The organism is Pseudofrankia sp. EUN1h (assembly GCF_001854645.1).
Taxonomy (GTDB): domain Bacteria; phylum Actinomycetota; class Actinomycetes; order Frankiales; family Frankiaceae; genus Pseudofrankia; species Pseudofrankia saprophytica.
Genome location: NZ_MBLN01000045.1, coordinates 121759 through 146138, shown reverse-complemented (window position 1 = coordinate 146138; position 24380 = coordinate 121759). Strand labels below are relative to the sequence as shown.

19 protein-coding genes are annotated in these 24380 nt (G+C 72.5%); 18 read left to right on the top strand and 1 reads right to left on the bottom strand.

What is annotated here, in order from left to right; all coding sequences use genetic code 11:
* Nucleotides 1-293: 293 nt before the first annotated feature.
* From hisS to BCD49_RS11640, 7 genes are all read left to right on the top strand, one after another.
* Nucleotides 294-1610 carry a histidine--tRNA ligase gene (gene hisS, locus BCD49_RS11670; RefSeq protein ID WP_071041474.1) on the top strand — a complete coding sequence of 439 codons (1317 nt, stop codon included), beginning with the start codon at nt 294-296 and terminating at the stop codon, nt 1608-1610.
* A 133-nt stretch (nt 1611-1743) separates the two neighbouring features.
* Nucleotides 1744-2478, top strand: a complete 735-nt coding sequence (gene thyX / locus BCD49_RS11665) for an FAD-dependent thymidylate synthase (protein WP_007513431.1) — start codon at nt 1744-1746, stop codon at nt 2476-2478.
* A 175-nt stretch (nt 2479-2653) separates the two neighbouring features.
* Nucleotides 2654-3268 (top strand): RNA polymerase sigma factor, encoded by a 615-nt coding sequence (locus BCD49_RS11660; protein ID WP_007513430.1) that lies wholly within the window; start codon nt 2654-2656, stop codon nt 3266-3268.
* The gene (locus BCD49_RS11655; protein ID WP_007513428.1) at nt 3261-4457 is read left to right on the top strand and encodes a CU044_5270 family protein; all 1197 of its coding nucleotides are present in this window, start codon (nt 3261-3263) and stop codon (nt 4455-4457) included. The genes BCD49_RS11660 and BCD49_RS11655 overlap by 8 nt, the downstream gene beginning before the upstream one ends.
* Nucleotides 4458-4748: 291 nt before the next feature.
* On the top strand, nt 4749-7232 hold the full coding sequence (locus BCD49_RS11650; protein WP_007513426.1) for a phosphoketolase family protein: 2484 nt from the start codon (nt 4749-4751) through the stop codon (nt 7230-7232).
* A gap of 45 nt (nt 7233-7277) precedes the next feature.
* Nucleotides 7278-8540, top strand: a complete 1263-nt coding sequence (locus BCD49_RS11645; RefSeq protein WP_007513424.1) for an acetate/propionate family kinase — start codon at nt 7278-7280, stop codon at nt 8538-8540.
* A gap of 228 nt (nt 8541-8768) precedes the next feature.
* Nucleotides 8769-9476 carry a hypothetical protein gene (locus tag BCD49_RS11640; RefSeq protein WP_007513422.1) on the top strand — a complete coding sequence of 236 codons (708 nt, stop codon included), beginning with the start codon at nt 8769-8771 and terminating at the stop codon, nt 9474-9476.
* 96 nt (nt 9477-9572) lie between these two features.
* Here the strand turns inward: BCD49_RS11640 and BCD49_RS11635 are convergent, their stop codons facing one another.
* Entirely contained in the window at nt 9573-11270 is a 1698-nt protein-coding gene (locus tag BCD49_RS11635; protein WP_007513421.1) for a hypothetical protein, read from the bottom strand.
* A 181-nt stretch (nt 11271-11451) separates the two neighbouring features.
* Here BCD49_RS11635 and BCD49_RS11630 point away from each other — a divergent pair, with 181 nt between their 5' ends.
* The 11 genes from BCD49_RS11630 to BCD49_RS11580 all read left to right on the top strand — a co-directional run bounded on the left by BCD49_RS11630 (nt 11452) and on the right by BCD49_RS11580 (nt 24166).
* On the top strand, nt 11452-11775 hold the full coding sequence (locus tag BCD49_RS11630) for a hypothetical protein (protein WP_035931077.1): 324 nt from the start codon (nt 11452-11454) through the stop codon (nt 11773-11775).
* Nucleotides 11776-12024: 249 nt separating this feature from the next.
* Nucleotides 12025-12966, top strand: a complete 942-nt coding sequence (gene dapA, locus BCD49_RS11625) for a 4-hydroxy-tetrahydrodipicolinate synthase (protein WP_035931075.1) — start codon at nt 12025-12027, stop codon at nt 12964-12966.
* A complete protein-coding gene (locus tag BCD49_RS11620; protein WP_071041473.1) occupies nt 12963-14648 on the top strand; it encodes a ribonuclease J in 1686 nt (561 codons plus the stop codon). The genes dapA and BCD49_RS11620 overlap by 4 nt, the downstream gene beginning before the upstream one ends.
* 90 nt (nt 14649-14738) lie before the next feature.
* Nucleotides 14739-14981 (top strand): type II toxin-antitoxin system Phd/YefM family antitoxin, encoded by a 243-nt coding sequence (locus BCD49_RS11615; protein ID WP_027141225.1) that lies wholly within the window; start codon nt 14739-14741, stop codon nt 14979-14981.
* Nucleotides 14978-15370, top strand: a complete 393-nt coding sequence (locus tag BCD49_RS11610) for a type II toxin-antitoxin system VapC family toxin (protein WP_083401389.1) — start codon at nt 14978-14980, stop codon at nt 15368-15370. The genes BCD49_RS11615 and BCD49_RS11610 overlap by 4 nt, the downstream gene beginning before the upstream one ends.
* Nucleotides 15371-15676: 306 nt before the next feature.
* Nucleotides 15677-18226 (top strand): DNA translocase FtsK, encoded by a 2550-nt coding sequence (locus tag BCD49_RS11605; protein WP_007513415.1) that lies wholly within the window; start codon nt 15677-15679, stop codon nt 18224-18226.
* Between the two features lie 217 nt (nt 18227-18443).
* A complete protein-coding gene (locus tag BCD49_RS44985; protein WP_007513414.1) occupies nt 18444-19661 on the top strand; it encodes a helix-turn-helix domain-containing protein in 1218 nt (405 codons plus the stop codon).
* Between the two features lie 117 nt (nt 19662-19778).
* Nucleotides 19779-21476, top strand: a complete 1698-nt coding sequence (locus BCD49_RS11595; protein WP_027141223.1) for a MiaB/RimO family radical SAM methylthiotransferase — start codon at nt 19779-19781, stop codon at nt 21474-21476.
* Nucleotides 21477-21478: 2 nt separating this feature from the next.
* Nucleotides 21479-22279, top strand: coding sequence for a CDP-alcohol phosphatidyltransferase family protein (locus BCD49_RS11590; RefSeq protein ID WP_425343363.1), 801 nt, complete (start codon nt 21479-21481; stop codon nt 22277-22279).
* Nucleotides 22269-23564, top strand: coding sequence for a competence/damage-inducible protein A (locus tag BCD49_RS11585; RefSeq protein WP_071041472.1), 1296 nt, complete (start codon nt 22269-22271; stop codon nt 23562-23564). The genes BCD49_RS11590 and BCD49_RS11585 overlap by 11 nt, the downstream gene beginning before the upstream one ends.
* A 284-nt stretch (nt 23565-23848) precedes the next feature.
* Nucleotides 23849-24166: a helix-turn-helix domain-containing protein gene (locus tag BCD49_RS11580; RefSeq protein WP_007513408.1), complete on the top strand. Its 318-nt coding sequence runs from the start codon at nt 23849-23851 to the stop codon at nt 24164-24166.
* Nucleotides 24167-24380 lie beyond the last annotated feature (214 nt).

Sequence of the window (24380 nt, the reverse complement as noted above, 5' to 3'; positions counted from 1 at the left end):
CCGGACAGCCCGGATGAGCCCCCTCGTCGTGCGCGCACGGCCAGAAACCTATCCGCTTCGGGACCACATGTGGCCAGCCGTCGGGTGCGCGACGTTGACAGGGACTCCCGGCCACCGCCCGTCGACCGTCCGTTGGCGTCCCGTCGCCGTGGCTCGACCCGTGACTGATCATCGGCAACCGGTAGAGTGCGCAGCGTGTACCTCTCCCGACATCGGTGATCGACCACGGCGATCCATGCCGTGTGTCGTCTCCCACCCATCCGAGTCGATGTGAGAGGTCAGGTTCCGCCGCGATGAGCGATGTCCCGATCGTCAGGCCCGTCCCGATCAGTGGCTTCCCCGAATGGCTGCCCGGCGTGCGGGCCGTGGAGCAGAACTGGCTCKACCGGATCCGCGCGACCTTCGAGCGCTACGGCTTCTGCTCGGTCGAGACGCCGTCGGTCGAGTCGCTCGACGTGCTCGCCGCGAAGGGCGAGACCTCCCAGGAGGTCTACGCGCTGCGCCGGCTGCAGGCCGAGACGGGCGACGACAGCGGCCGGCTGGGGCTGCACTTCGACCTGACGGTGCCGTTCGCCCGCTACGTCGCCGCGCACTTCAACGAGCTGGCCTTCCCGTTCCGCCGCTACCAGATCCAGCGGGTCTGGCGAGGCGAGCGGCCGCAGGAGGGCCGGTTCCGCGAGTTCACCCAGTGCGACATCGACGTCATCAACGTCGACCAGGTGCCGCTCTACTTCGACGCCGAGCTGCCGCGCATCGTCCACGAGGTGCTCACCGACCTCGGGGTGCCGGCCTGGACGCTGAACGTCAACAACCGCAAGCTGCTGCAGGGCTTCTACGAGGGCCTCGGGATCGACGACCCGGTGGCGGTGATCCGGGTCGCGGACAAGCTCGACAAGATCGGCGCGGACGGCGTCGAGAAGCTGCTCGTCGGGACGGTGGGCCTGTCCGCCACGCAGGCCCGCGCGGTGCTCGACCTGGCGGCGGTCAAGGCCGACGGGTCGGCCGGCGTCATCGAGGCGGTCGGCCGGCTGGGCGTCAAGTCCGACCTGCTCTCCGAGGGCCTGGACGAGCTGTCGTTCGTCCTCGACGAGCTCGCCGACCTGCCGGCGGGCAGCGTCGTCGCCGACCTGTCGATCGCCCGCGGGCTGGACTACTACACGGGCACGGTCTACGAGGCGAAGTTCGTCGACTGGCCCGGCTTCGGCAGCATCTGCTCCGGCGGCCGCTACGACGACCTGGCTGGCTCGTTCATCCGGCGCAGCCTGCCCGGCGTCGGCATCTCCATCGGCCTCACGCGGATCTTCGCCAAGCTCGTCGCCGAGGGCCTGATCACGCCCGGCCCGGCGAGCCCCGCGGACGTCCTGGTCGTCATCCCGAGCGACGAGCGCCGGCGCGCCGCGGTCGCGACGGCCGCCCGGCTGCGTGCCCGCGGCCTGAAGGTGGAGACCTACCACCAGGCCGACAAGCTCGCCAAGCAGATCCGCTACGCCTCCCGCAAGGGCATCGGCGCGGTGTGGTTCCCCCCGTTCGAGGACGGCCGCGACCACGAGGTCAAGGACATGGCCACCGGCGACCAGGCCCCCGCCGACCCGGAGACCTGGACGCCCTGACGCATTGCCTCCCTCGGCCCGGTCCGACCAGGTACCGGTTACAGGTCCGCGTACTGGTCCGGGCCCGGGTCCGGGTGTCGTAGGCGGCGGTTACGGTGGATCGGCAACGGGTGGGTCGGTCGTGGAGGTGGCAGTGCGAGTTCAGGTGATCGCGCGGACGGAGTTCCTCCCGCCGGCCGACGTGCCGTGGGAGACCGACGCCGACGGCGGCCAGGCGCTGGCCGAGTTCGCGGGCCGGGCCTGCTACCAGAGCTGGAGCAAGCCGAACCCGGCGACCGCGACGAACGCCGGCTACCTGCGGCACATCCTCGAGGTGGGCCACCTGTCGGTGCTCGAGCACGGCACCGTCACGCTCTACTTCACCGGCATCTCCCGCAGCCTCACCCACGAGCTGGTCCGCCACCGGCACTTCTCCTACAGCCAGCTCTCCCAGCGCTACGTGCCCGAGCGGGACGCCGAGATGGTCGAGCCGGACGTGATCGCCGCCGACCCGGAGCTGCACGCGATCTTCGAGGAGGCGACGGCCGCGTCCCTGGCCGCCTACTCGAAGCTGCTGGAAGGCCTGGAGAAGCACTTCGCCGAGGTCGCGGCGCCCACGTCGCGGCGCAAGCAGGCCCGGCAGGCCGCCCGTGCGGTGCTGCCGAACGCCACCGAGACCAGGATCGTCGTCACCGGCAACTACCGCGCCTGGCGGCACTTCATCGCGATGCGCGCCAGCGAGTCCGCGGACGTCGAGATCCGCGAGCTCGCCGTCGCGGTCCTGCGGGCGCTGCGGGAGGTCGCGCCGAACGTGTTCGCGGACTTCCGCCTCTCCGCGCTCGACGACGGCACCGAGATCGCCTCCAGCCCGCTCGTTTCCGAGGGATAGTCGCCGCCTGCCCGCTGCCCCGTGATTCGGAAGGGGCGCCCGTCGCCGTGAACCCGAAGGGGCGTAACGGGCAAGTAGCTATGTGAGCGCAGACACCGGGGCCAGAGCAGATGTCGCGGCCGTCGTGGGCGGCTGGCCCGCCCGGCCCGGCCGAGCGGCGGGAGCCCGCGAGGCGGTGGCCGGTCCGGAACGGCCGGCCGGCGCCGAGCGGGAGCGGACGGCGACCGACGCGCAGGTCGTCGCGCGTTCGGTCGACGTGCCGGCGGACTTCGCCGAGCTGTTCGACCGGCACGCCCCGGCGATCCACCGCTACCTCGCCCGCAGGGCGGGCCAGCAGATCGCGGATGACCTGGTGGCGTCGACCTTCCTGGTCGCCTTCGAGCGCCGGGGGAGCTACGACGTCACCAGGGCCGATGCCCGGCCCTGGCTGTACGGCATTGCCTCCAACCTCCTCGGCCGGCACCGCCGGGACGAGGAGCGCAGGCTGCGAGCCTATGGCCGCGCCGGCGCGGACACCTTGGCCGAAGACGGGATCGAGCGTGCCCTGGAACGGGTGGACGCTCAGGCGTCGAAGAGAGCCGTCGCGGCGGCCATGGCCGAGCTGTCCGCCGAGGACCGGGACGTGCTGCTGTTGTTCGCCTGGGCCGCGTTCTCCTATGCGGAGATCGCCGAGGCCGTCGGCGTCCCGGTCGGCACGGTGCGCTCACGCCTGAACCGCGCGCGGCGTCGCCTGCGCGCCACCCTTGGCGCCGGCGACCCGCGCCCGATCGAGGAGGGCCACCATGCATGACTGGCTGCCCGCGGATGGCCGGATGACCGGCCGCGAGGGGCACGAGCGGACAGACGAGGGCGGGAGGCGCCTCGCGCGCCCACGGAACGAGCCGGCCTCGGACGAGGTGGCTGCCCGCGCCGAGCTGGCATCACTGGCGCTGCTGTGGGACGACGTGGGGGAGCCCGGCCCTGACCGGCTCGCCGACGCCCGCCGGCGCCTCCTGGACCGCGCGGCGTTGGCTGGCGACGGGACCGCCCCGGCCCCCAGCTCTCACCAGGAGGGCCGCCCCGCGCGGAACGCCGGGAAGGCCCGCCGCCGCCCTCGGGTCACGGCACGCCGGGCCGTCGCGGTCGCGGCCGCGGCGGTGATCGTTGCAGGCGGCCTGTTCGCCGTCGACACGCTGACCGTGGACGGCACGGCCGGGGCCACGGCCGAGGCCGCCTCGCTGCTGGAGCAGGCAGCGGCCAGCTCGGCGGCGACGCCCGACCCGCCGGTCGGCCCGTCCCAGTATCGGAAGATCACGAACCGGGGCAGGGACGTCTTCTTCGTGGACGAAGGGCCCGGCAAGCAGCTCAGCTGGCAGGGCGACGAAGTCAACGAGACCTGGATCCCGGGCGACCCGGCGAAGCCGTGGGTCCTGCGCAGGACCGTTCCCGGCGGGATGGAGTGGCGGCTGGACAAGAACGGCGTGCCGCGGGCGACGCCGCTCCCCCAGCCCCCGACCGAGCTGGTCCGCGCGGCCGGCGGCGCGTTCCACGGGCCCGTCACCCCCAGCTGGCAGACCCCGACGCCGGAGTTCATCGCCGGCCTGCCTCGTGACCCGGACCAGCTTCTCGGCCGGATCTACCACGACTCGGCGGGCCAGGGTAAGTCGAAGGACGGCGAGGCGTTGGTCTTCATCGCGGACCTGCTGCGAGGCGGATTCGTGCCGGCGGACCTTCGTGCCGCCCTGTTCCGCGCGGCGAGTGGCATCCCCGGCGTCGCGGTCACGGATCATGCCGCGAACCTGGCCGGCAAGGACGGCGTCGCGGTCGGTCGCGATGAGGATCCCGAGGTCCGCCAGGAGATCATCTTTGATCCGGCGACGGGTGAGTACATCGGCGAGCGGGAGGTTGTCCTGGTTGACGACGCGAAGATCCGCCTGCCCAAGGGCGCCACTCTCGCCTACACGGCGGTGACGACCGAGGTGGTCGACTCCGCTCCCTAGAAGCCCGTGGCTCTCTGGGGTCCGTGGCTCCCAGGGGTCCGCGACACCGTCCTCGCGAGGCACGCACGGGACTCCGACCGGTGGCACTACAGGCCTGCCGGGTCACACTCCTAGAGACTGAGGTCATGACGGCTGAGGTAGGTGGACATGTCCTCGGCGCCACGGGGGAGTGGTCGAATGAACCTGTGCGCCCGCCGAGCCAGCCGGGCTGGCTGGGACGGCGCGCGTCCTGACGGGCGTCACCCGTCCCAGCCAGCCCGATAACCGGCCTCGACAGGAAAGAGCCAGCCGATGACCGGTGCCGCGGACCTCGCCACCTCCCGGCCAGCCGAGCCCATCGCCGACCCGCCGACGCGCCCGAGCGTCGGCGGGTCGGCGCCGCTCACGGATGAGGAGGTGGCGCTGCTCGACGCTTACTGGCGGGCGGCGAACTACCTGTCCGTCGGGCAGATCTACCTGCTGGACAACCCGCTGCTGCGGGAGCCGCTCCAGCGGGAGCACATCAAGCCGCGCCTGCTCGGCCACTGGGGCACCACCCCGGGCCTCAACCTGGTCTACGCGCACCTCAACCGGGTGATCAAAGAGCGCGACCTGGACATGATGTACGTCATCGGTCCTGGGCACGGCGGCCCCGGCATCGTCGCGAACGCGTACCTCGAGGGCACCTACTCCGAGGTCTACCCGACGATCAGCCAGGACGAGGCCGGGCTGCGCCGGCTGTTCCGGCAGTTCTCGTTCCCGGGCGGAATTCCCAGCCACGTCGCCCCGGAGACGCCCGGTTCGATCCACGAGGGCGGCGAGCTGGGCTACGCCCTGGCGCACGCCTATGGCGCCGCCTTCGACAACCCCGACCTGGTGGTCGCCTGCGTCGTCGGGGACGGCGAGGCCGAGACCGGCCCGCTCGCGGCCAGCTGGCACTCGAACAAGTTCCTCGACCCGGCCCGCGACGGCGCGGTCCTGCCGATCCTGCACCTCAACGGCTACAAGATCGCGCAGGCGACCGTGCTCGCCCGCATCCCCGAGGCCGAGCTGGACGCGTTGATGCGCGGCTACGGCTACGCGCCGCTGCACGTCACCGCCGGCGCCGACGATGACCCGGCCGAGGCGCACCGCCGGCTCGCCGCCGTCCTGGACGAGGCGTTCGACGAGATCGCCAGGATCCAGGAGGAGGCCAGGGCGGCGCTGGCCGCGGGCAGGGACGTGGTCCGGCCAGCCTGGCCGATGGTGGTGCTTCGTACCCCGAAGGGCTGGACCGGGCCGCGTACGGTCGGCGGCCTGCCCGTCGAGGGCACCTGGCGCGCGCACCAGGTGCCCATCACCGACGTGCGGGACCACCCGGACCGGATCGACGAGCTCGCCGACTGGATGCGCGGCTACCGGCCCGAGGAGCTGTTCGACGCCACCGGCCGGCCGCGCCCTGAGCTGGCGGCGCTCGCGCCGGCGGGGCGGCGGCGGATGAGCGCCAGCCCACACGCCAACGGCGGCGAGCTGCTGCGCGACCTCGCCCTGCCCGACTTCCGCGAGTACGCCGTCGACGTGCCGGCGCCCGGCACGTCGTCGACCTCGGCGACGACCGTGCTCGGCCAGCTGCTGCGCGACCTCATCCGGGACAACCCGAGCACGTTTCGCCTGATGGGCCCCGACGAGACCGCCTCGAACCGGCTCGGCGCCGTCTTCGACGTCACCGACCGGGTCTGGGAGGGCGAGATCCTGCCGACCGACGAGCACCTCGCCCGGGCCGGCCGGGTGATGGAGGTGCTCTCCGAGCACCTGTGCCAGGGCTGGCTGGAGGGCTACCTGCTCACCGGCCGGCACGGCCTCTTCTCCTGCTACGAGGCGTTCATCCACATCGTCGACTCGATGGTCAACCAGCACGCGAAGTGGCTGAAGACGACCCGCGAGATCCCGTGGCGCCGCCCGATCGCGTCGCTCAACTACCTGCTCACCAGCCATGTCTGGCGCCAGGACCACAACGGCTTCTCCCACCAGGACCCCGGCTTCATCGACCACGTCGTGAACAAGAAGGCGGAGGTCGTCAGGGTCTACCTGCCGCCGGACACGAACACGCTGCTGTCGGTCGCCGACCACTGCCTGCGCAGCAGGGACTACATCAACGTGATCGTCGCCGGCAAGCAGCCGGCGCTGAACTACCTGACCATGGAGCAGGCGATCGCCCACTGCACCCGCGGCCTGGGCATCTGGGACTTCGCCAGCAACGACCAGGACAGCGCCGATGGCGGCCCCGGCGCCGGTGACGGGCTTCCGGATGTGGTGATGGCGTGCGCCGGCGACGTGCCGACGCTCGAGACGCTGGCCGCCGTGGACCTGCTGCGCCGCCACATCCCCTGGCTGCGGGTCCGGGTGGTGAACGTCGTCGACCTGATGGCCCTGCAGAGCGAGAGCGAGCATCCGCACGGCATCTCCGACGCCCGGTTCGACGCGCTCTTCACTCCCGACCGGCCGGTCATCTTCGCCTACCACGGGTACCCGTGGCTGATCCACCGGCTGACCTACCGGCGGACCAACCACCACAACATCCATGTCCGCGGCTACATCGAGGAGGGAACCACCACGACGCCGTTCGACATGGTGATGATGAACGGCCTCGACCGCTTCCACCTGGTCGCCGACGTGATCGACCGGGTGCCGTCGCTGGGCGCGCGGGCCGCGCACGTCCGCCAGGCGATGGTCGACGAGCGGCTGCGGGTCCGCGCCTACACCCGCCAGCACGGCGAGGACCCGCCCGAGATCCGCGACTGGGTCTGGCCGTACTGATCTGGCCGTGCTGATCTGGCCCTACTGACCGAGACGGGCGGCGCCGTGGACGTGCTGGTGGTCAATGCGGGCTCGGCGACGCTCAAGCTCGCGCTCGTCGCGCCGGACGAGACGCTGCTCGGCGCGCGCGAGCTGGCCGCTCCCGCCGGCCGCGTCGACCTGGCGGAGTTGCGCGCGGCGGTCGGCGAGCTGCTCGCCCGGCGGAGCGCCGAGCGAGCCGAACGAGCCGAGCGGGCCGAGGCGGCCATGGGCCCGGTCGCCGTCGGCCACCGGATCGTGCACGGCGGCACCGCGTTCGTCGCGCCGGTCCGCGTCGACGACGCGGTGGCCGCGCGCCTGGCCGAGCTGACGGCGCTCGCGCCGCTGCATCAGCCGGCGGCACTGGCCGCGCTCGACGCGGTGCGCGAGGTGCTGCCGGACGCCGTCCAGGTCGCGTGCTTCGACACCGCGTTCCACGCCACCCTGCCGCCGGCCGCCGCCACCTACGCGGTGCCGGCGGTCTGGCGGGAGCGGTACGGCATCCGCCGCTACGGCTTTCACGGGCTTTCGCACGCCTACGCGTCCCGCCGCGCGGCCGAGCTCGTGGCCGTCGTGACCCCCGCGGGCGCCGTGACCGCCGGGAGCGTCGCCGGCGCCGCGGGCGCCCGTCGCGTCGTCACCTGCCACCTCGGGTCGGGCGCGTCGCTCGCGGCCGTCCGCGACGGGGCGAGCGTCGACACGACCATGGGGTTCACGCCGCTGGAGGGGCTGGTCATGGCCACCCGGTCCGGCGACGTCGACCCGGGGCTGCTGCTGTGGCTCCAGACGTCGGTGGGGATGAGCGCCAGGGATCTCACTGAGGCGCTCTTTCACGCCTCCGGGCTGGCCGCGCTCGCCGGCACCTCGGACATGCGCGCCGTCGTCGAGCGGGCCGGTCGCGGCGAGGAGGACGCCGGGCTGGCCTTGGCGGTCTACCTGCGCCGGCTGCGCGCCGGGATCGCGGCGATGGCGGCCTCGCTCGGGGGCCTGGACGCCCTCGTGTTCACCGGCGGCGTCGGTGAGCGCTCGGCCCAGGTCCGTGCCGCCGCGGCCGACGGCCTCGCCTTCCTCGGCGTCGCCGTCGACCCGGTCCGCAACGCGGAGCACGATCCGGCCGCCAGCGAGGACACCGACCTCACGGCCGCCGGGGCATCCGTCCGCACCTTCGTGGTCGCCGCTCGTGAGGACCTGGAAATCGCCCGCGGCGTCCGCGGGATCTTGTCGGAAGAGCGACAGCCGGGGGCGGCCCGAACGGGTGAAGCGCCGCCGATGGGCACGTCTGCGGCGTAACGGCCCGTCAACCGGCAGGCACTAGAAGACGACAAATCTCCCATTCGGGTGTAGCTTGCCCGGACGAACGTCTGGCAGCGCCGTTTCTGTTCATCTTGTTCATCGGTAGAGATCCTGGTGGGGATCGCTGTTGCGGCCGTACTCGGTCGCGGGGGCTGGCCAGCGAGCCGAAGCGGATACGCCATGATCTTCCGGAGCCGTAGGCGTCCGGAGAAGAAGGGTTGCGTCATGCCAAGAATCGGAGGTCGCGACCTCGCGACCGGCGACATCGGGGTCATGGGGGCTGGCCTCCTCATGTTCATCTTCAGCTTCCTGCCTTGGTACGGCGTGAAGTTCGGTAGCGCGAGCGCCAGCGCGAACGCCTGGAACATGGGGTTCGCCGCCTGGTTCTCCGTCCTGCTCTGCCTGGCCGTCGCCGGGCTCGTCGCCGCGCAGGTGTTCGCCGGGTTCCGGGTGCCCACGCTCGGCCCGGTCCAGCCGGCGCTGGCGTTCGTCGGCGCCGGTGGGCTCGCGGTGGTGCTGATCCTGCTCCGCTGGGTGACCTACGACCGGCCCGACGACGGGGACGCCTCCCTGTTCGGCGGGTCGATCGAGGCCGGCGCGCGGGCGGGGACCTACCTCGGCCTGATCGCCGCCATCGCGCTCACCGTGTTCGCCTTCCTTCGGTTCCGCAGCGGCGACACCACGCCGGCGGGTGGCCCCCAGCCGCCGTACGGCCAGCCGCAGGGGTGGCCGCAGGGCACGCAGCCCGGTCAGTGGCCGCAGGGGCAGCAGCAGGTCCCGCCGGGAACGTGGCAGCAGCAGCCCCCGCAGGGCGGTTGGCAGCAGCCCCCGCAGGGGCAGCCGCAGGGCGGCTGGCAGCAGCAGCCCCAGCCGCCGCAGGGCGGTTGGCAGCAGCAGCCGCCGCAGGGCGGCTGGCCGGGCGGCCAGCAGTAGTCAGCCGGCCCGCGGCGCCGACGCGTTCGGCGCCGCGCCGGCCGAGGCGCCCGGGCGAGAGCACAACCGTCTCGCCCGGGCGCCTCTTCGGCTTGGTCAGTCAGGCCGACCGGTCAGGGGCGTCGCCGCTGACCACTTCGCCGATCCGGCAGGGACCCCGTTCGCCGATCCGGCAGGGGCTCCGGGCGTGACCGCGGTACCCGCCGAGTCGGCGGGCTGGTGCCAGCCGAGGGCGCGCAGGCCGGAAAGAACGGCGAGCGCCACCAGCAACGCGAGCAGGGTGGCCTTGAGCGGTCCGAGCACCCAGGCGGCGAGACTGCTGCGCTCGCGGGTGAGCAGGATCGTCGCGGCGAACGACGACGGGACGGCGATGACCGCCACCGCGTCCGGGCCGAGCTCGACCGGCAGCGCCGCGAGGCCCACCGCCAGCGCCATGAGGACGCTGATGGCGACGGTCACCCGGGAGACGTCCGGCGATACCGACAGGCCGACCGCCAGGCGCGCTCGGCTCGGTCGGCGCACGTCGGTCGTGTAGTACGCGTACACCTCGCGGTTGTCCTGCACGTCCTCGACGTAGGTCCGCTCGACCGGGTCGTCGTAGAGGTCGAGGACGACCGGGTGGCTGATCTCGATGCTGCTGTCGTCCGTGCCGATGCTGACGTGGTAGCTGCCCACGCCTGGGTCCAGGTCGACCAGGGCCATCGGACTGGTCATCGCCAGGCTCCCGGTCACCCATCGCCACCGGGATGTGTACTGCCGGGCGGGCGGGTGGCGGACCAGCAGCGCGCGCCGCTCCTCGGTCATCTTGATCAGTGACGGGCGGTAGGGGTCGACGGCGACCTGCGCCAGCGCCTCCCAGCGCCGGCCGTACTCGGCGATCGTCGAGAGCACCGGCACCGCCCGCGGGCCGGCGGCCGCCAGCTCGTCGACCCAGTCGACGAACGCCGTCAGATACCGCTCGACGTCTTCGACGGTCGGGTCGTCGGGCAGCTCGGGGTCGCGCCGCAGCTCGCCGGCCGCGAGCAGCAGCGTGTCGGCGCTGGACAGTGGGTCGAACGGCTCGTCCAGCGCCGCGAGCAGCACTCCCTGCGCCCCTTCGACGAGTCCGGTCCAGCGGTGCAGCGTCGCCTCGGGCACCGCCAGGTCGGCCTCCCTGGCCAGATACTCCCCAAGGGCGCGCAGCGACAGCGGCCGGGCCGTCAGCGCGTCCAGGGGGCGGCGCTGCGGCATCAGGCGTGGCCGGTTGCCCGCGAGCCGGCCGGGCCGGAACCGGCTGATCGCGTCGACCATGCGCCGGGCGTCCGGTGGCGGCAGGTGACCGATCTCCTCCGCCAGCAGGGCGACGACATATCCCTGGATCGCGACCGAGGTGGTGTACGGCACCAGATGGGCGTCGGATCCACCTGGGCCGGCGAGGTTGAACGCGACCAGGGCCCGCTTGGGCAGCGTCGAGACCGGCAGCAGCAGTGAGACCTCGGCGGGCAGCCGGCCGCGGGTGTCGAGTCGCCGGGTCGGTGGCACGACGGAGTTCAGCAGGCCGTCCAACGGCCCCCAGTTGATCGAGCGTGCGAGCTTGGCCCGGTTCGCGGACAACAGGGTGAACTGGTCGACGACCCGGCGGCGCACCCCGCGCAGCTCCGGCGGCGGTACGAGCAGCGCCGTCGTGACCTCATGGACGTCGGTCAGGTCGAGGATCGGCGCCGCGTCCGCGTCGTCCCGACGCCGCCAGCGGCGTAGCGCGTCGGCGCCCCGTGACCCGGCACCGCCTCCCGGGGGCGAGCCCACGCCGACCATCAGCGCTCCGTCAGGTACAGGGCCGTCAGAGTGATGGACACGGTCGCACATTAGGCGCTTTCCCGCCGATTCCGCTCAGGACGGTCCAGCGGCTCCGGCGCCGCGCGGACCGGGCCGGCCCTACCGGGCGAGCCGACGGGCCGCGCACGGTGGCGGCGTCCGATACCCTGATCGCAGACCCATGGCCGATGTCGCGGGCACGGTGACCGTCGGCGCATCTTGGTGTAGGCGGATCGTGGTTGTCGGTGTGGCGCGGCGGTTGCTGTTACAGCGCAGCCGTTGGGACCGCGCGGCGGCCGTCGAGACAGCACAGTCGAGAAGCAACGGGCGGTTGATCATGCCGAAGAACTTCGGGCTTGGCGTCTCGGTACGCAGGTCCCCGGTGGTGGGCGGTCGGTCGCTGGCCCGCCTGGGTCGTCGCGAGCTGTGGCAGCGCCTCGACCGGAACATGCTGGTCTTCGGCCGCCTGGGTCCCCGGGCGTCGCGTGCCTCCGAGCAGCGCTGACTCGGGCGCGCCGGCCGCCCGGGTGGCGGGCTCGTGGGCGCGACGGCGCTCTGGGCGGGAGAATGACGCTGGCGGTGCGCGGGCGCGGCGCCGGAGCGGCGGCTGGCTTTGGCGTTGATGGACGCGAGGGGTCCCCGCGGATCCGCCTGCCGAGCCTGGCCGGGCCGGATGTACTGATCAGCGCCGACCACCTCATGGCGGATCGGTGGGGAAGCAGGGAAGTCGGAGGTGCCAGCTAGCGTGGCCGGTATGTCAGTGTTGCCCCCCGCGCCGTTCGGGCGCCTGATCACCGCGATGGTGACGCCCTTCCTCCCGGACGGCGCTCTCGATCTCGACGGTGCCGCGGCGCTGGCCTCCCACCTCGTGGACGCCGGCAACGACGGTCTGGTGATCAGTGGCACCACTGGCGAGTCGCCGACCACCTCGGACGCGGAGAAGGACCAGCTGCTCCGGGTGGTCCGTGGGGCCGTCGGTGACCGCGCCACCGTGATCGCGGGGGTCGGTACCAACGACACCCGGCACACCGCCGAGCTGGCCAGGGCCGCCGAGCGGGCTGGCGCGGATGGCCTGCTGGTCGTGACGCCCTACTACAGCAAGCCGCCGCAGGCCGGTCTCGCCCGGCACTTCCGGACGGTCGCGGACGCCACCGGCCTGCCCGTCATGATCTACGACATTCCGGGGCGGACCGGCGTGCCAGTCGCCAGCGAGACGCTGCTCGCGCTCGCCGAGCACCCGAACATCGTTGCGGTGAAGGACGCGAAGGGCGACCTGGAGAGCTCCTCGCGGGTCATCGCGAACTCGACGCTGGCGTACTACTCCGGCGACGACGCGCTCACCCTGCCGCTGCTCTCGGTCGGTGCCGTCGGCCTCGTCAGCGTGGTCGCGCACGTCGGGACACCCGCCCTAAGAGCAATGATCGCGGCCTTCGATGCCGGCGATCTGATAAGCGCGCGACGCATACACCACGGCCTGCTGCCCATCTTCAAGGGCATCTTCCGAACTCAGGGAGTGATTACAACGAAGGCCGCTCTAACCTTGCGAGGCCTGCCTGCTGGGCCGGTTCGCCCGCCGCTGGTCGACGCCACCGCCGCGGAGATCGACCAGCTCCGCCTGGACCTGGCCGCGGCGGTGCTGGAGCCGCCCGCGGCGCCGGCGTTCGCCGCCGCGCCTGTGGGGGCGAACGCCTCATGAGCCGTCCGCACCCGGGGCTCGGGGCCCCGCCGCCGCTGCCGGTCGAGGGCCTACGGATCATCCCGCTCGGTGGTCTCGGCGAAATCGGCCGGAACATGACTGTCTTCGAGCACGACGGCCGGCTGTTGATCGTCGACTGCGGCGTGCTGTTCCCGGAGACCGACCAGCCCGGCGTCGACCTGATCCTGCCGGACTTCACCGCGATCCGGGACCGTCTCGACGACATCGAGGCGATCATCCTCACGCACGCCCATGAGGATCACATCGGCGCGGTTCCCTACCTGCTGCGCGAGCGAGCCGACATTCCGCTGGTCGGCACCCGGCTGACGCTGGCACTCATGGTCGCCAAGCTCCAGGAGCACCGGATCAAGCCGGTGACCATGCAGATCACCGAGGAGCAGAAGCACGGCTTCGGCCCGTTCGAGTGCGAGTTCCTCGCCGTCAACCACTCGATCCCGGACGCCGTCGCGGTCGCGATCCGCACCGCCGCCGGGCTGGTGCTGCACACCGGCGACTTCAAGATGGACCAGCTGCCGCTCGACGGCCGGCTCACCGACCTCGGCGGGTTCGCCCGCCTCGGCCTGGAGGGCATCGACCTGCTGATGTCCGACTCGACGAACGCGGAGGTACCCGGCTTCGTCACGTCGGAGCGGGAGATCGCCCCCGTGCTCGACGGGGTGTTCCGGGAGGCCGGCAAGCGGATCATCATCGCGAGTTTCGCCAGCCACGTGCACCGGGTGCAACAGGTCCTCGACGCCGCCGAGGCGCACGGCCGTTCGGTCTGCTTCATCGGCCGCTCGATGATCCGCAACATGGGCGTCGCGCGTGATCTGGGCCTGCTGCGGGTGYCGCCCGGCCTGGTCATCGACGCCCGCGACATCGAGTCGCTGCCTGACCGCAACATCTGCCTGGTCTGCACCGGCTCGCAGGGCGAACCGCTGTCGGCGCTGTCGCGGATGGCCAACCGCGACCATGCGATCCGGATCGAGGCCGGCGACACGGTCGTCCTCGCCTCCAGCCTCATCCCCGGCAACGAGGAGTCGGTCTACCGGGTCATCAACGGCCTGACCCGCTGGGGCGCCAAGGTCGTCCACAAGGGCGTCGCCAAGGTGCACACCTCCGGCCACGCGGCCGCCGGCGAGCTGCTCTACGTCCTGAACGCCACCCGGCCGTCGAACATGATGCCGATCCACGGCGAGTGGCGGCATCTGCGAGCGCACGCCGCGCTCGCCGAGCTGACCGGCCTGCCCGCCGAGCGGATCGTGCTTGCCGAGGACGGCATGGTCGTCGACCTCGTCGAGGGCCAGGCGTCGATCACCGGTGCCGTGCCGTGCGGCTACGTCTACGTCGACGGCGGCGCCGTCGGCGATGTCGGCGAGTCGAGCCTGAAGGACCGGCGCATCCTCGGCGAGGAGGGTTTCATCACGATCACCGCGGTGGTGGACGCCGCCGCCGGCAAGGTCATCGCCGGGCCGGATCTCGTCGCCCGTGGCTTCTCCGACGACAGGGCCGCCTTCGAGAAGGTGCGCAAGATGGTCGCGGACGGCCTGGCCGACGGCATGCGCTCGGGCATGACCGACGCGAGCGCTCTCCAGCAGCTCGTCCGCCGCATCGTCGGCCGCTGGGTCAGCGACACCTACCGCCGCCGCCCCATGATCGTCCCCGTCGTCGTCGAGGTCTGAGCCGGACCGTGTCGCCGCCCCAAGCTGGGTGATCTTTGATGTGAACCCGGGTAGACTAAGTCCATGACTAAGCCCGGGATCCCGGAGCCTGTGGCCAAGCCTGCGATCCAGGTCGGCGTGCACGAGGCGAAGACGCGGCTGTCCGAACTGCTGCGCGCGGTGGACGGCGGCCAGGAGGTGGACATCCTGCGCAGCGGCCAGCCCGTTGCCAAGATCGTTCCATTTCCTGGCCCGCGGGTCCGCAGGCTGGGTATCGCCGAGGGCCAGTTCACGGTGCCCGATGACTTCGACGCACCGCTTCCCGCGGACGTCGAGGATCTCTTCTACCGGTGAACCGCTTTCTCGTGGACACGCAGACCTGGCTGTGGATGGTCGCTGAGCCTGGCCGGCTCAGCGACACCACTCGGRAACTGCTTGCTGACATCCGCAACGAGCTGCTGCTGTCCGCCGTGAGCAGCTGGGAGATCGCGATCAAGTACCGGTTGGGGAAGCTGCCCCTCCCAAAGCCGCCCAACCGGTTCATTCCGGAGCTTCTTCGGCTATCCGGAACCGTGGCGCTTGCCATCGAGCATGATCACACCTTGCGGGTAGCTGACCTGCCTGATCATCACCGTGATCCGTTCGATCGGTTGATCGTGGCCCAGGCCCAGTGTCTCGACGTGCCGATCGTGACTGCCGACCAACAACTGTCGGCATATGACGTATCTGTGGTGCCGGCGTGAGCGGCGCTGTGACCGCTCCACGGCGCGCCCGGAAGGTCGGGGATGCCGGGAGTGGTTGGGCCGGGCTTGTAACGTGCTCGCGTGGCCACACGCACGACCGGGGCGGGCGCGCGACCCCGGGAAGGATCGGCCACGTCCCGGGCCGCCGGCGCTGGTAGCCGGCCTGCCCGTGGCCGTGGTTCGGGCGCGAGTCGTCCGTCGGGCGGTTCCGGCGGCGGTGGACGCGCACGCGGTGCGTCCAACCCCCGTACGCCCCTCTCGCTCGCCATCACCGTGTGGCTGCTCCGGGGTGTCGGCCGGCTATGGATGACCGGCGCGACCGTGTTCGGTACCTCGCTGCGGCACATTCGCCGCGGCAGCCGAGAGCTGCGGATCGAACCAGAGCACCGGCGCGACGGTGTGGGGCTCGCGACGCTCGGCGGCGCGATCCTCACGATGGCCGCGTTGTGGTTCCACGCCGCCGGGCCGGTCGGCGCCGCGCTGAGCTCCCTGCTGCGGCTGCTGTTCGGTGCCGGGGCGCTGCTGCTGCCGGTGATCGGGTTCGTCGCCTCCTGGCGACTGGTTCGAGCCCCGGCCGACCCGGACAGCCGCGGCCGGGTGGTCATCGGCTGGGTCGCGACGACATTCGGCGCGCTCGGCTTCTACCACGTGGTGCGCGGCATCCCCGACTTCGACGGCGGATTGAAGAAACTGCGCGCCGCGGGCGGTACCGCTGGCTTCATCGCCTCCTCGCCCCTGGCGGCCGCGGTCACGCCGTATGTCGCCGCGCCACTGCTGATCCTGCTGGCGCTCTTCGGCGTGCTGGTGATCACGCGGACGCCGCTGCGGCAGGTTCCGGTGCTGGCCCGCGGCCTGGTCGACCGGCTGGCCGCCGGCGTCCGGGAGGACCGCGACGGCCAGCGAGGGGCGTCGGCCCGCGGCCCGCGCCGCGCCGGCGGTCCCGGCGACGACATCGACGAGTTCGACGACGCCGACGAGCTGCCCGGCGAGTCGGGCCGGGTCGGACTCGCCGACGAGCTGCTCGCGGGCAGCACGCCGGCCGGGGGCCGCGGCCGGGGCAGGGGCCGCCGTCACATCGGCGCCGCCGCCGCTGGCACCGGAGTTGGTGCTGGCGACGTGTACGACGTCGACACCGAGTTCGCTGGCCCGGCGGGCCGGAGGGTCCCACCGCCGGCCGGGCACGGCGCCGGTGTGGCCACCGGCGACATCCTCGACCTCGACCTTGGCCTGGACCTCGGCCCCGACGGCGACGTGGAGGAGCCGGCCGCGCCCGCGCGGCGCCCGCCGCGGCAGCGCAAGCCGGCCGGTGGGGCCGGCTCCGCGGCCGGAGCCGCTTCGGTCGCGGGGGCGGACGACGAGATCGAGCACCTCGTGCCGGTGCCCGTCGAGGGTGACTATGTGCTTCCGTCGCCGACGTTGCTGAAGTCCGGCACCCCGCCGAAGCTGCGCTCGGCCGCGACCGACCTGGTGATCGCGTCGCTCACGGATGTTTTCTCCCAGTTCAAGGTGGATGCCCGGGTTACCGGGTTCACCCGCGGCCCGACGGTGACCCGCTATGAGGTCGAGCTGGGCTCGGCCGTCAAGGTCGAGCGGATCACCCAGCTGGCGAAGAACATCGCCTACGCGGTGAAGAGCCCGGATGTGCGGATCATCAGCCCGATCCCGGGTAAGAGCGCGGTCGGCGTCGAGATCCCGAACACCGACCGTGAGCTGGTCTCCCTCGGCGACGTCCTGCGCAGCGCCGACGCCACCGGCAACCCGCACCCGCTGCTGGTCGGGCTCGGCAAGGACATCGAGGGCGGCTACGTCCTGGCGAACCTGGCGAAGATGCCGCACATCCTCATCGCGGGCGCGACGGGGGCCGGCAAGTCGACGTGCATCAACACCCTCATCACGAGCGTGCTGGCGCGTGCGACGCCGGACCAGGTGCGGATGGTGCTCGTCGACCCGAAGCGGGTCGAGCTGACCAGCTATCAGGGTATTCCGCACCTCATTACCCCCATCATCACGAATCCAAAAAAGGCGTCGGACGCGCTGCAGTGGGTCGTGAAGGAGATGGAAAACCGCTACGAGGATCTCGCGGCCAACGGTGTGCGCCATGTGGACGACTTCAACCGGAAGGTGCGCAACGGCGAGATCGTCGCGCCGCCGGGCTCGGAGCGCGTCTACACGCCGTACCCGTACATCCTGACAATCGTCGACGAGCTCGCGGACCTGATGATGGTCGCCCCACGGGACGTGGAGGACGCGATCTGTCGGATCACCGCGATGGCCCGCGCCGTCGGCATCCATCTGGTGCTCGCGACCCAACGCCCGTCGGTCGACGTCGTCACCGGCCTGATCAAGGCCAACGTCCCGTCGCGGCTGGCGTTCGCCACCGCGTCCCTGGCCGACAGCCGCACCATCCTTGACCAGGCCGGCGCCGAGAAGCTCGTCGGCCTGGGCGACGCGCTGTTCCTGCCGATGGGGGCGAGCAAGCCGGCCCGCATCCAGGGCGCCTACGTCTCCGAGGACGAGATCGCCGCGATCGTCGACCACACCAAGGAGCAGGCCCCGCCGGCGTTCCGGGAGGACGTGTTCGAGGAGGAGGCCGGCCCGCGCAAGGACATCGACGAGGACATCGGCGACGACATGCAGCTGTTCCTGCAGGCCGTCGAGCTCGTGGTGAGCACCCAGTTCGGCTCGACGTCGATGCTGCAGCGCAAGCTGCGCGTGGGTTTCGCCAAGGCCGGCCGGCTCATGGACCTGATGGAGAGCCGGGGGATCGTCGGCCCGAGTGAAGGCTCGAAGGCCCGTGATGTCCTGGTGATGCCAGATGAGCTGGAAGGACTTCTCGTTACCTTGCGGAGTGGCTGACGTTGGTCAGTTGGTCCCTTCGGGGGCGGCGACGGGTTTCGACACGCGGCGTGGAATCGTAAACTCAGGCAACGTCTATTCATTGCCGTTGGCCCGGCACCCCCGCTGCCCGTTGATCGTCATTGGCCGGCCGTCGCCCCCAACGCGGCCCCCGATGTCGGGTCATCGGCGCCGCGGCCCGCGCCGGCCAGCGTCGGATGCGTGCGGAGGTTCGCCCGTGGTGGCTTTCGACGGACCGCGCGACCAGCATCGGGACCTCAGCGCCGACCCCGTCGAGAGCACTGGCCGGGTAGCCCAGGTGGCGCCCCCGGCCGGCGCGGTTCCCGCCGAGCCGGCGGAGCCCGAGGCTCCCGTGAGGCCGACGAGGCCTGAGGTGCCCGCTGGATCGCTGGCCGGATCCCTGCTGGATCGGCCCAACCCGGGGTCCCCGCCTGATCGGCAGGGCCCGGGGTCCCCGCCGAACGGGCACGGCCGGCCTGCAGGCAGGTCCGCCGACGGGTCGGCTGGGACGTCCGCGGCCGAGGAGGTCCGCCCGGAGGAACCGGTCCTGGCGGCATCCGAGGACGCGGCATCCGAGGACGAGGATGTCCAGAGCGACGAGGCGGCCGGCGTCGCCTCCCCGGAGGCCGCCGACGACGGCGCGACCATCGGTGCCCGGCTGGCCAGAGCCCGATCGGCCACCGGGATGTCGATCGACGAGGTCAGTGCCCGCACTCGGATCAGGGCGACGCTGATCCGCCAGATGGAGCAGGACGACTTCTCCGGCGTCGGTGGCTCCGTCTACGCCCGCGGTCACATCCGCGGCATCGCCCGCACACTCGGGATCGACCCGGAGCCCCTGGTCGCCGCCTACGACGCCGATCACGAGCGGATCCCGTCGCCGTCGTCGCCGTCGTCGGCCAGTTCGTTCGACCCACTTCGCCACGGCGAGGGACGTCGTGGTGGCCGACACTGGGGCACCGCCATGGTCGTCTCCGCCGCGGTGCTCTGCCTGCTGGCCCTGGTCGCCTTCCTGATTCCGGGCTCGTCGCGGCATGACGGGCCGACGCCCACGGCCGTGACCGGGGCGCCCAGCCCGTCGGCGGCCGCCTCGCCGGGCGCGGCGCCTGGCGCCGCCCCACCGTCGACGGCCCCGCCGACCGAGGTGAACCTGCGGCTCGAGGCGGTGAGCGCGCAGAGCTGGCTGGAGGTCAGCGACGACAGCAACCACGTCGTGCTGCGCCAGATCCTGGCCAAGGGCGACACCAGGACGCTCACGGCCAAGGCGCTGCGGGTCAAGATGGGCAACGCGGGCGCGATGGACCTGTCCTGCAACGGCCACAAGCTGGGCACGATGGGCGCGCCTGGGCAGGTCGTGACGGTGCTGGTGGCGCTCGGCGGCTCGGGTGACTGCACGGTCGACGGCGCCGCTCCCGCGGCGGGGCGGAGCAACTGAGATGCCCGGGGAGCCCGGGGTGCCCAGGACCACGTCCGTATCCGGCGGGAGCACTCACTTCGTGGCCCGGCGGCCGGCGCGACGCGCCCGCGAGCCGTAGCCCGGTAGCCTGACGTGGTGTCCGCTGGTCAGGGTCGTCGTGTCGCGCTCGTCACTCTGGGTTGTTCGCGCAACGAGGTGGACTCCGAGGAACTCGCGGCCAGGCTCGCCGACGGCGGCTGGCAGCTGGTCGACGACGCCGCCGAGGCCGACGCGGTGCTCGTGAACACCTGCGGCTTCGTCGACGTCGCCAAGAAGGACTCGATCGACGCCCTGCTCGCCGCCGACGGCCTGCGCACCGCGCCCGACGCCGCCGGTCCGGGCCCGAAGGCCGTGGTCGCGGTCGGCTGCCTCGCCGAGCGCTACGGCGCCGAACTCGCCCAGAGCCTGCCCGAGGCCGACGCCGTGCTCGGCTTCGACGCCTATCCGGACATCGCGGCGCGGCTGGGCGCCGTGCTCGACGGCGAGCGCCCGGCCGCCCACACCCCGCGCGACCGGCGCACCCTGCTGCCGATCACGCCCGTCGAGCGGGGCCGCGCCGCCGCCGCCGCCGACGTCGTGGTGCCGGGGCACGCCACCGTCGCGCCGGCGGCTCCGACGGCCTCGGGGGCTCCAGCGGCCCTCGCGGCCCCGGCCGCACTGGGTGCCTCGGCGGCGGTCGTCCCGGCTGCCCCGGCGAAGCCKGTGGTGGTCCGGCGGCGACTGGAACGCGGCCCGGTGGCGGCGTTGAAGATCTCCAGCGGCTGCGACCGACGGTGCAGCTTCTGCGCGATCCCGTCCTTCCGCGGCTCGCACGTCTCCCGCGCGCCGGGGGACATCCTCGCCGAGGCGGAGTGGCTCGCCGCCCAGGGCGCCCGAGAGCTGGTGCTCGTCAGCGAGAACTCCACCTCCTACGGCAAGGACCTCGGCGACCTGCGCGCCCTGGAGAAGCTGCTGCCCCAGCTCGCCGCGACCCCCGGCATCGTCCGCGTCCGCACGGTGTACCTGCAGCCGGCGGAGACGCGCCCATCCCTCCTCGAGGTGCTGCTGACCACTCCAGGGGTCGCGCCGTACCTGGACCTCTCGTTCCAGCACGCGAGCCCGACGGTGCTGCGCCGGATGCGCCGGTTCGGTGGGTCGGCCGACTTCCTCGACCTGCTGCGCCGGGGCCGGGCGTTCGCGCCCGAGCTCGGCGCCCGTTCCAACGTGATCGTCGGTTTTCCTGGCGAGACGGCCGAGGACCTCGACATCCTGGCCGACTTCCTAGAACAGGCCGATCTCGACGCGGTCGGCGTGTTCGGCTACTCGGACGAGGAAGGCACCGAGGCCGTCGGGTTGCCCGGCAAGATCGCCCCGCGGGCCATCGAGCGCCGGCGTGCCCGCATCGCCGACCTGGTCGAGCAGCTGACCGCGGCGCGCGCCGAGCGGCGGGTCGGCGAGACCGTGGAGGTGCTCGTCGAGGAGATCTCCGACGACGGCTTCGCGGAGGCCGGCGTGCCCGAGGCCGGGCCGGACGCGGCCGGCGGCCCGTCGGGCCGTACGGCCCACGGCTGTGCCGCCCACCAGCAGCCCGAGGTCGACGGCGCCTGCGTCGTCCGGCTTCCCGCGGTGACCGACACGCCCGGACGGTCTGGCGATTCCGGCGCGTCCGTCGTCGTCGGTGATCTGGTGCTCGCGCGCGTGGTCGCCACCGAAGGCGTCGACCTGGTCGCCGACTTCGTCGCCGTGCTGGACCGGGCAGGCGCGCCAGCGGCCGGTGGTCCCGCGGCCCGGGTCGCCGTCGGGGCTCGTCCGTGACGATGGCGGGCCTGCCCGGCGAGGCTGGCCGAACGGTCGCGTCCGGCGTGCCCGCCCAGGCCGACGGACCCGCGCTCGCGGACGCGGACGCGGCGACGCACGTCGGCACCCCGGATGGCCTCGGCGCCTCGGATGGCGTCGTCTCGCCGGCTGACGGCGTCCAGCCCCCGGCTCCCGCTGGAGCGGCGCCGAGGCTGCTCAACATCGCCAACATCCTGACGATCATGCGGCTGGTCCTGGTGCCGGTGTTCGTCGTGTTCCTGTTCGTCGGTCCGCACGAGGACGGCTGGCGGATCGCCGCCTTCGCGGCCTACGCCGTCGCCGCGGTCACGGACCAGATCGACGGTGCCGTCGCCCGCCGGCACGGTCTGGTCACCGAGTTCGGCGCGTTCGTCGACCCGGTGGCGGACAAGGCGCTGACCGGCGCGGCGCTGGTGTCGCTGTCGATCCTCGGCGAGATTCCCTGGGCCGTGACGGTGGTCATCGTCGTCCGGGAGCTGGGCGTCACCCTGCTTCGGCTGTGGGTGATCCGGCACGGCGTGATCGCGGCGAGCCGGGGTGGCAAGCTCAAGACGTTGCTGCTCAACATCTCGCTCGGGCTGGCCGTGCTGCCGCTGACCGGTCCGGCCGCGTGGGTCAGCAAGGCGGTGCTCGCGGCGGGCGTGGTCGTCGCGGTCGCCACCGGCGTCGACTACGTCGCCCGGGCGCTGGCGCTGCGGCGTGCCTCAGCCTCGCCGAGAACGCCCGACGAGGATCCGAGGGAGGTCGCCGGTGGCAGGGGACGGGACGTCGATGCTGGCTGAGATCGTCGCGGTCGGCGACGAGCTGCTCTACGGCGACATCCTCAACGGCAACGCCGCCTGGCTCGGCCGCGAGCTCGCCGCCGTCGGTGTCCGAGTCGCCACGTCGGTGGTGGTCGGCGACGACATCGACCGGATCGAGGAGGCGCTGCGGACCGCCGCCGGGCGCTGCGACGTGGTGATCGTGACCGGCGGCCTCGGCCCGACCCAGGACGACCTCACCCGCGAGGGGATCGCCGCGGCCGCCGGGGTGGCGCTGCGCCGCGACGAGTTCCTCGAGGCGCAGCTGCGGCGCCGGTTCACCGAGCTTCGCCGCGACGTACCGGAGATGAACTACCGGCAGGCCGACCTGCCCGAAGGCGCCGAGCCGCTGCCGAACGGCCCGGGCACCGCGCCCGGCATCCGGATCGAGATCGGCCGCGCCGTGCTGTACGCGATGCCCGGCGTGCCGCGCGAGATGTACGCGATGTTCACCGGCAGCGTGCTGCCGGACCTGTCGCGCCGGGCCGGGCAGCCATCCGTCGTCGTACATCGGGTGCTGCGCACGGCCGGCGTCTGGGAGTCGGCCGTCGCCGAGGCGCTGTCGATCGAGGTCGAGCGCCTGCGCGGCGTGGGCAACCCGGCGATCGCGTTCCTCGCGAGCGAGGGCCAGACCCGAGTACGGATCACTGCGGCGGCCGCCGACCGCGCCGAGGCCGGGCGCCTGATCGAACCGGTCGAGGCGGCGGCGCGCGCGGCGCTGGGCCCGGCGGTCTACGGCACCGATGACGACACGCTGGCCGGCGTCATCGGTGCCCACCTGGCGGCATGCCAGGGCACCGTCGCCGTGGCCGAGTCACTCACCGGCGGCCGGCTGGCGGCGGCCTTCACCGCGACTCCCGGCGCGTCGGCCTACTTCCGCGGTGGCGTCGTCGCGTACGCGACCGACGCGAAGGCCTCCGTGCTCGGCGTCGACGAGGCGGTTCTCGCCACGGACGGCGCCGTGTCGGCGCGCACCGCCGCCGCGATGGCGGCCGGCGTGCGCGACCTGTTCGGCGCCACCTGGGGGCTCGCGACCACCGGTGTGGCCGGGCCCGAGGAGCAGGAGGGCAAGCCGGTGGGCACCCTGCACCTGGGGCTCGCCGGCCCGGACGGCACCGTGACCCGGTCGCTGCGGCTGCCCGGAGACCGACCGCTTATCCAGACCTTCGCGGTCGTGCAGGCGCTCGACGTGTTACGGCGTACGCTCTCGGGACTGYCGGCGGTCGGTGCCGGACCGTCGGGAAGTGTGGAGATCTCCGCCAGCTAGTGGGCTAGGAGGTGCGATCATGTTTGTCCCAGGTGATCGCGCATCAAGCGGGTCGTTGTACGAGGCCCGCGCCGCCCCCACTAGTGGGGGTACCAAGGGCTCCGATGGCGGATGTCGACCGTTGAAGCAGGTGGATGCGCTTCCAGGGCGCGTTCCGGGGCACTCCTGGGATTGTTTGCCAGACGCGCGGTGGTTACAGAGCTACGGTCCCGTCAACGGCCAGTCGGTGACCACCCCAGTAGGTATACGGTGAAACCCAGACCGTGCACGAAGGAGGAGGCGCGATGGTCCTGCTCCGACGCATGATCGGTGAGGCGCTCCGCCGTCGCCGTCAGGATCAGCACCGGACGCTCCGGGAGGTGTCGTCCGCGGCCCGGGTGTCGCTGGGCTACCTGTCCGAGGTCGAGCGTGGGCAGAAGGAGGCCAGCTCCGAGCTGCTCGCGTCGATCTGCGACGCGCTCGGGGTCCGGCTGGCGGATCTGCTGCGCGAGGTGAGCGACGACGTCGAGCTCGCCGAGCTCGCCACCGACACGCCGAGGGTCGGCGCTCCGATGGTCGTCTCCGCCCGTCCTCCGGCCCCCATGGTCGACCGCGCGGCCTGACAGCGTCGACCGGGCGCGACAAACCGGATGGTGTGTCGCGAAACCGCGATGTAACGCATTGTAAAGCGTTTCGATACCGGGCTCCGGTGCCTCGCGCGCCGGATTGACCCGGCGCCCGCACCCCTGTCGATTTCGTGGCCCACTCCCGATCCACACCAGGTCAGGCGCTCAGCTATGAGCGGAATCGGTGGTAAGCGCGCATAAGGCGTGGACC

Excerpts from the sequence above, each read along its gene's own strand:
- BCD49_RS11655 (WP_007513428.1), top strand. The coding sequence starts at position 3,261 with ATGCATGACTGGCTGCCCGCGGATGGCCGGATGACCGGCCGCGAGGGG.
- BCD49_RS11650 (WP_007513426.1), top strand. The coding sequence starts at position 4,749 with ATGACCGGTGCCGCGGACCTCGCCACCTCCCGGCCAGCCGAGCCCATC.
- BCD49_RS11640 (WP_007513422.1), top strand. The coding sequence starts at position 8,769 with ATGCCAAGAATCGGAGGTCGCGACCTCGCGACCGGCGACATCGGGGTC.
- BCD49_RS11635 (WP_007513421.1), bottom strand. The coding sequence starts at position 11,270 with ATGGTCGGCGTGGGCTCGCCCCCGGGAGGCGGTGCCGGGTCACGGGGC.
- BCD49_RS11630 (WP_035931077.1), top strand. The coding sequence starts at position 11,452 with ATGGCCGATGTCGCGGGCACGGTGACCGTCGGCGCATCTTGGTGTAGG.
- dapA (WP_035931075.1), top strand. The coding sequence starts at position 12,025 with ATGTCAGTGTTGCCCCCCGCGCCGTTCGGGCGCCTGATCACCGCGATG.
- BCD49_RS11605 (WP_007513415.1), top strand. The coding sequence starts at position 15,677 with ATGACCGGCGCGACCGTGTTCGGTACCTCGCTGCGGCACATTCGCCGC.
- BCD49_RS11590 (WP_425343363.1), top strand. The coding sequence starts at position 21,479 with ATGGCGGGCCTGCCCGGCGAGGCTGGCCGAACGGTCGCGTCCGGCGTG.
- BCD49_RS11580 (WP_007513408.1), top strand. The coding sequence starts at position 23,849 with ATGGTCCTGCTCCGACGCATGATCGGTGAGGCGCTCCGCCGTCGCCGT.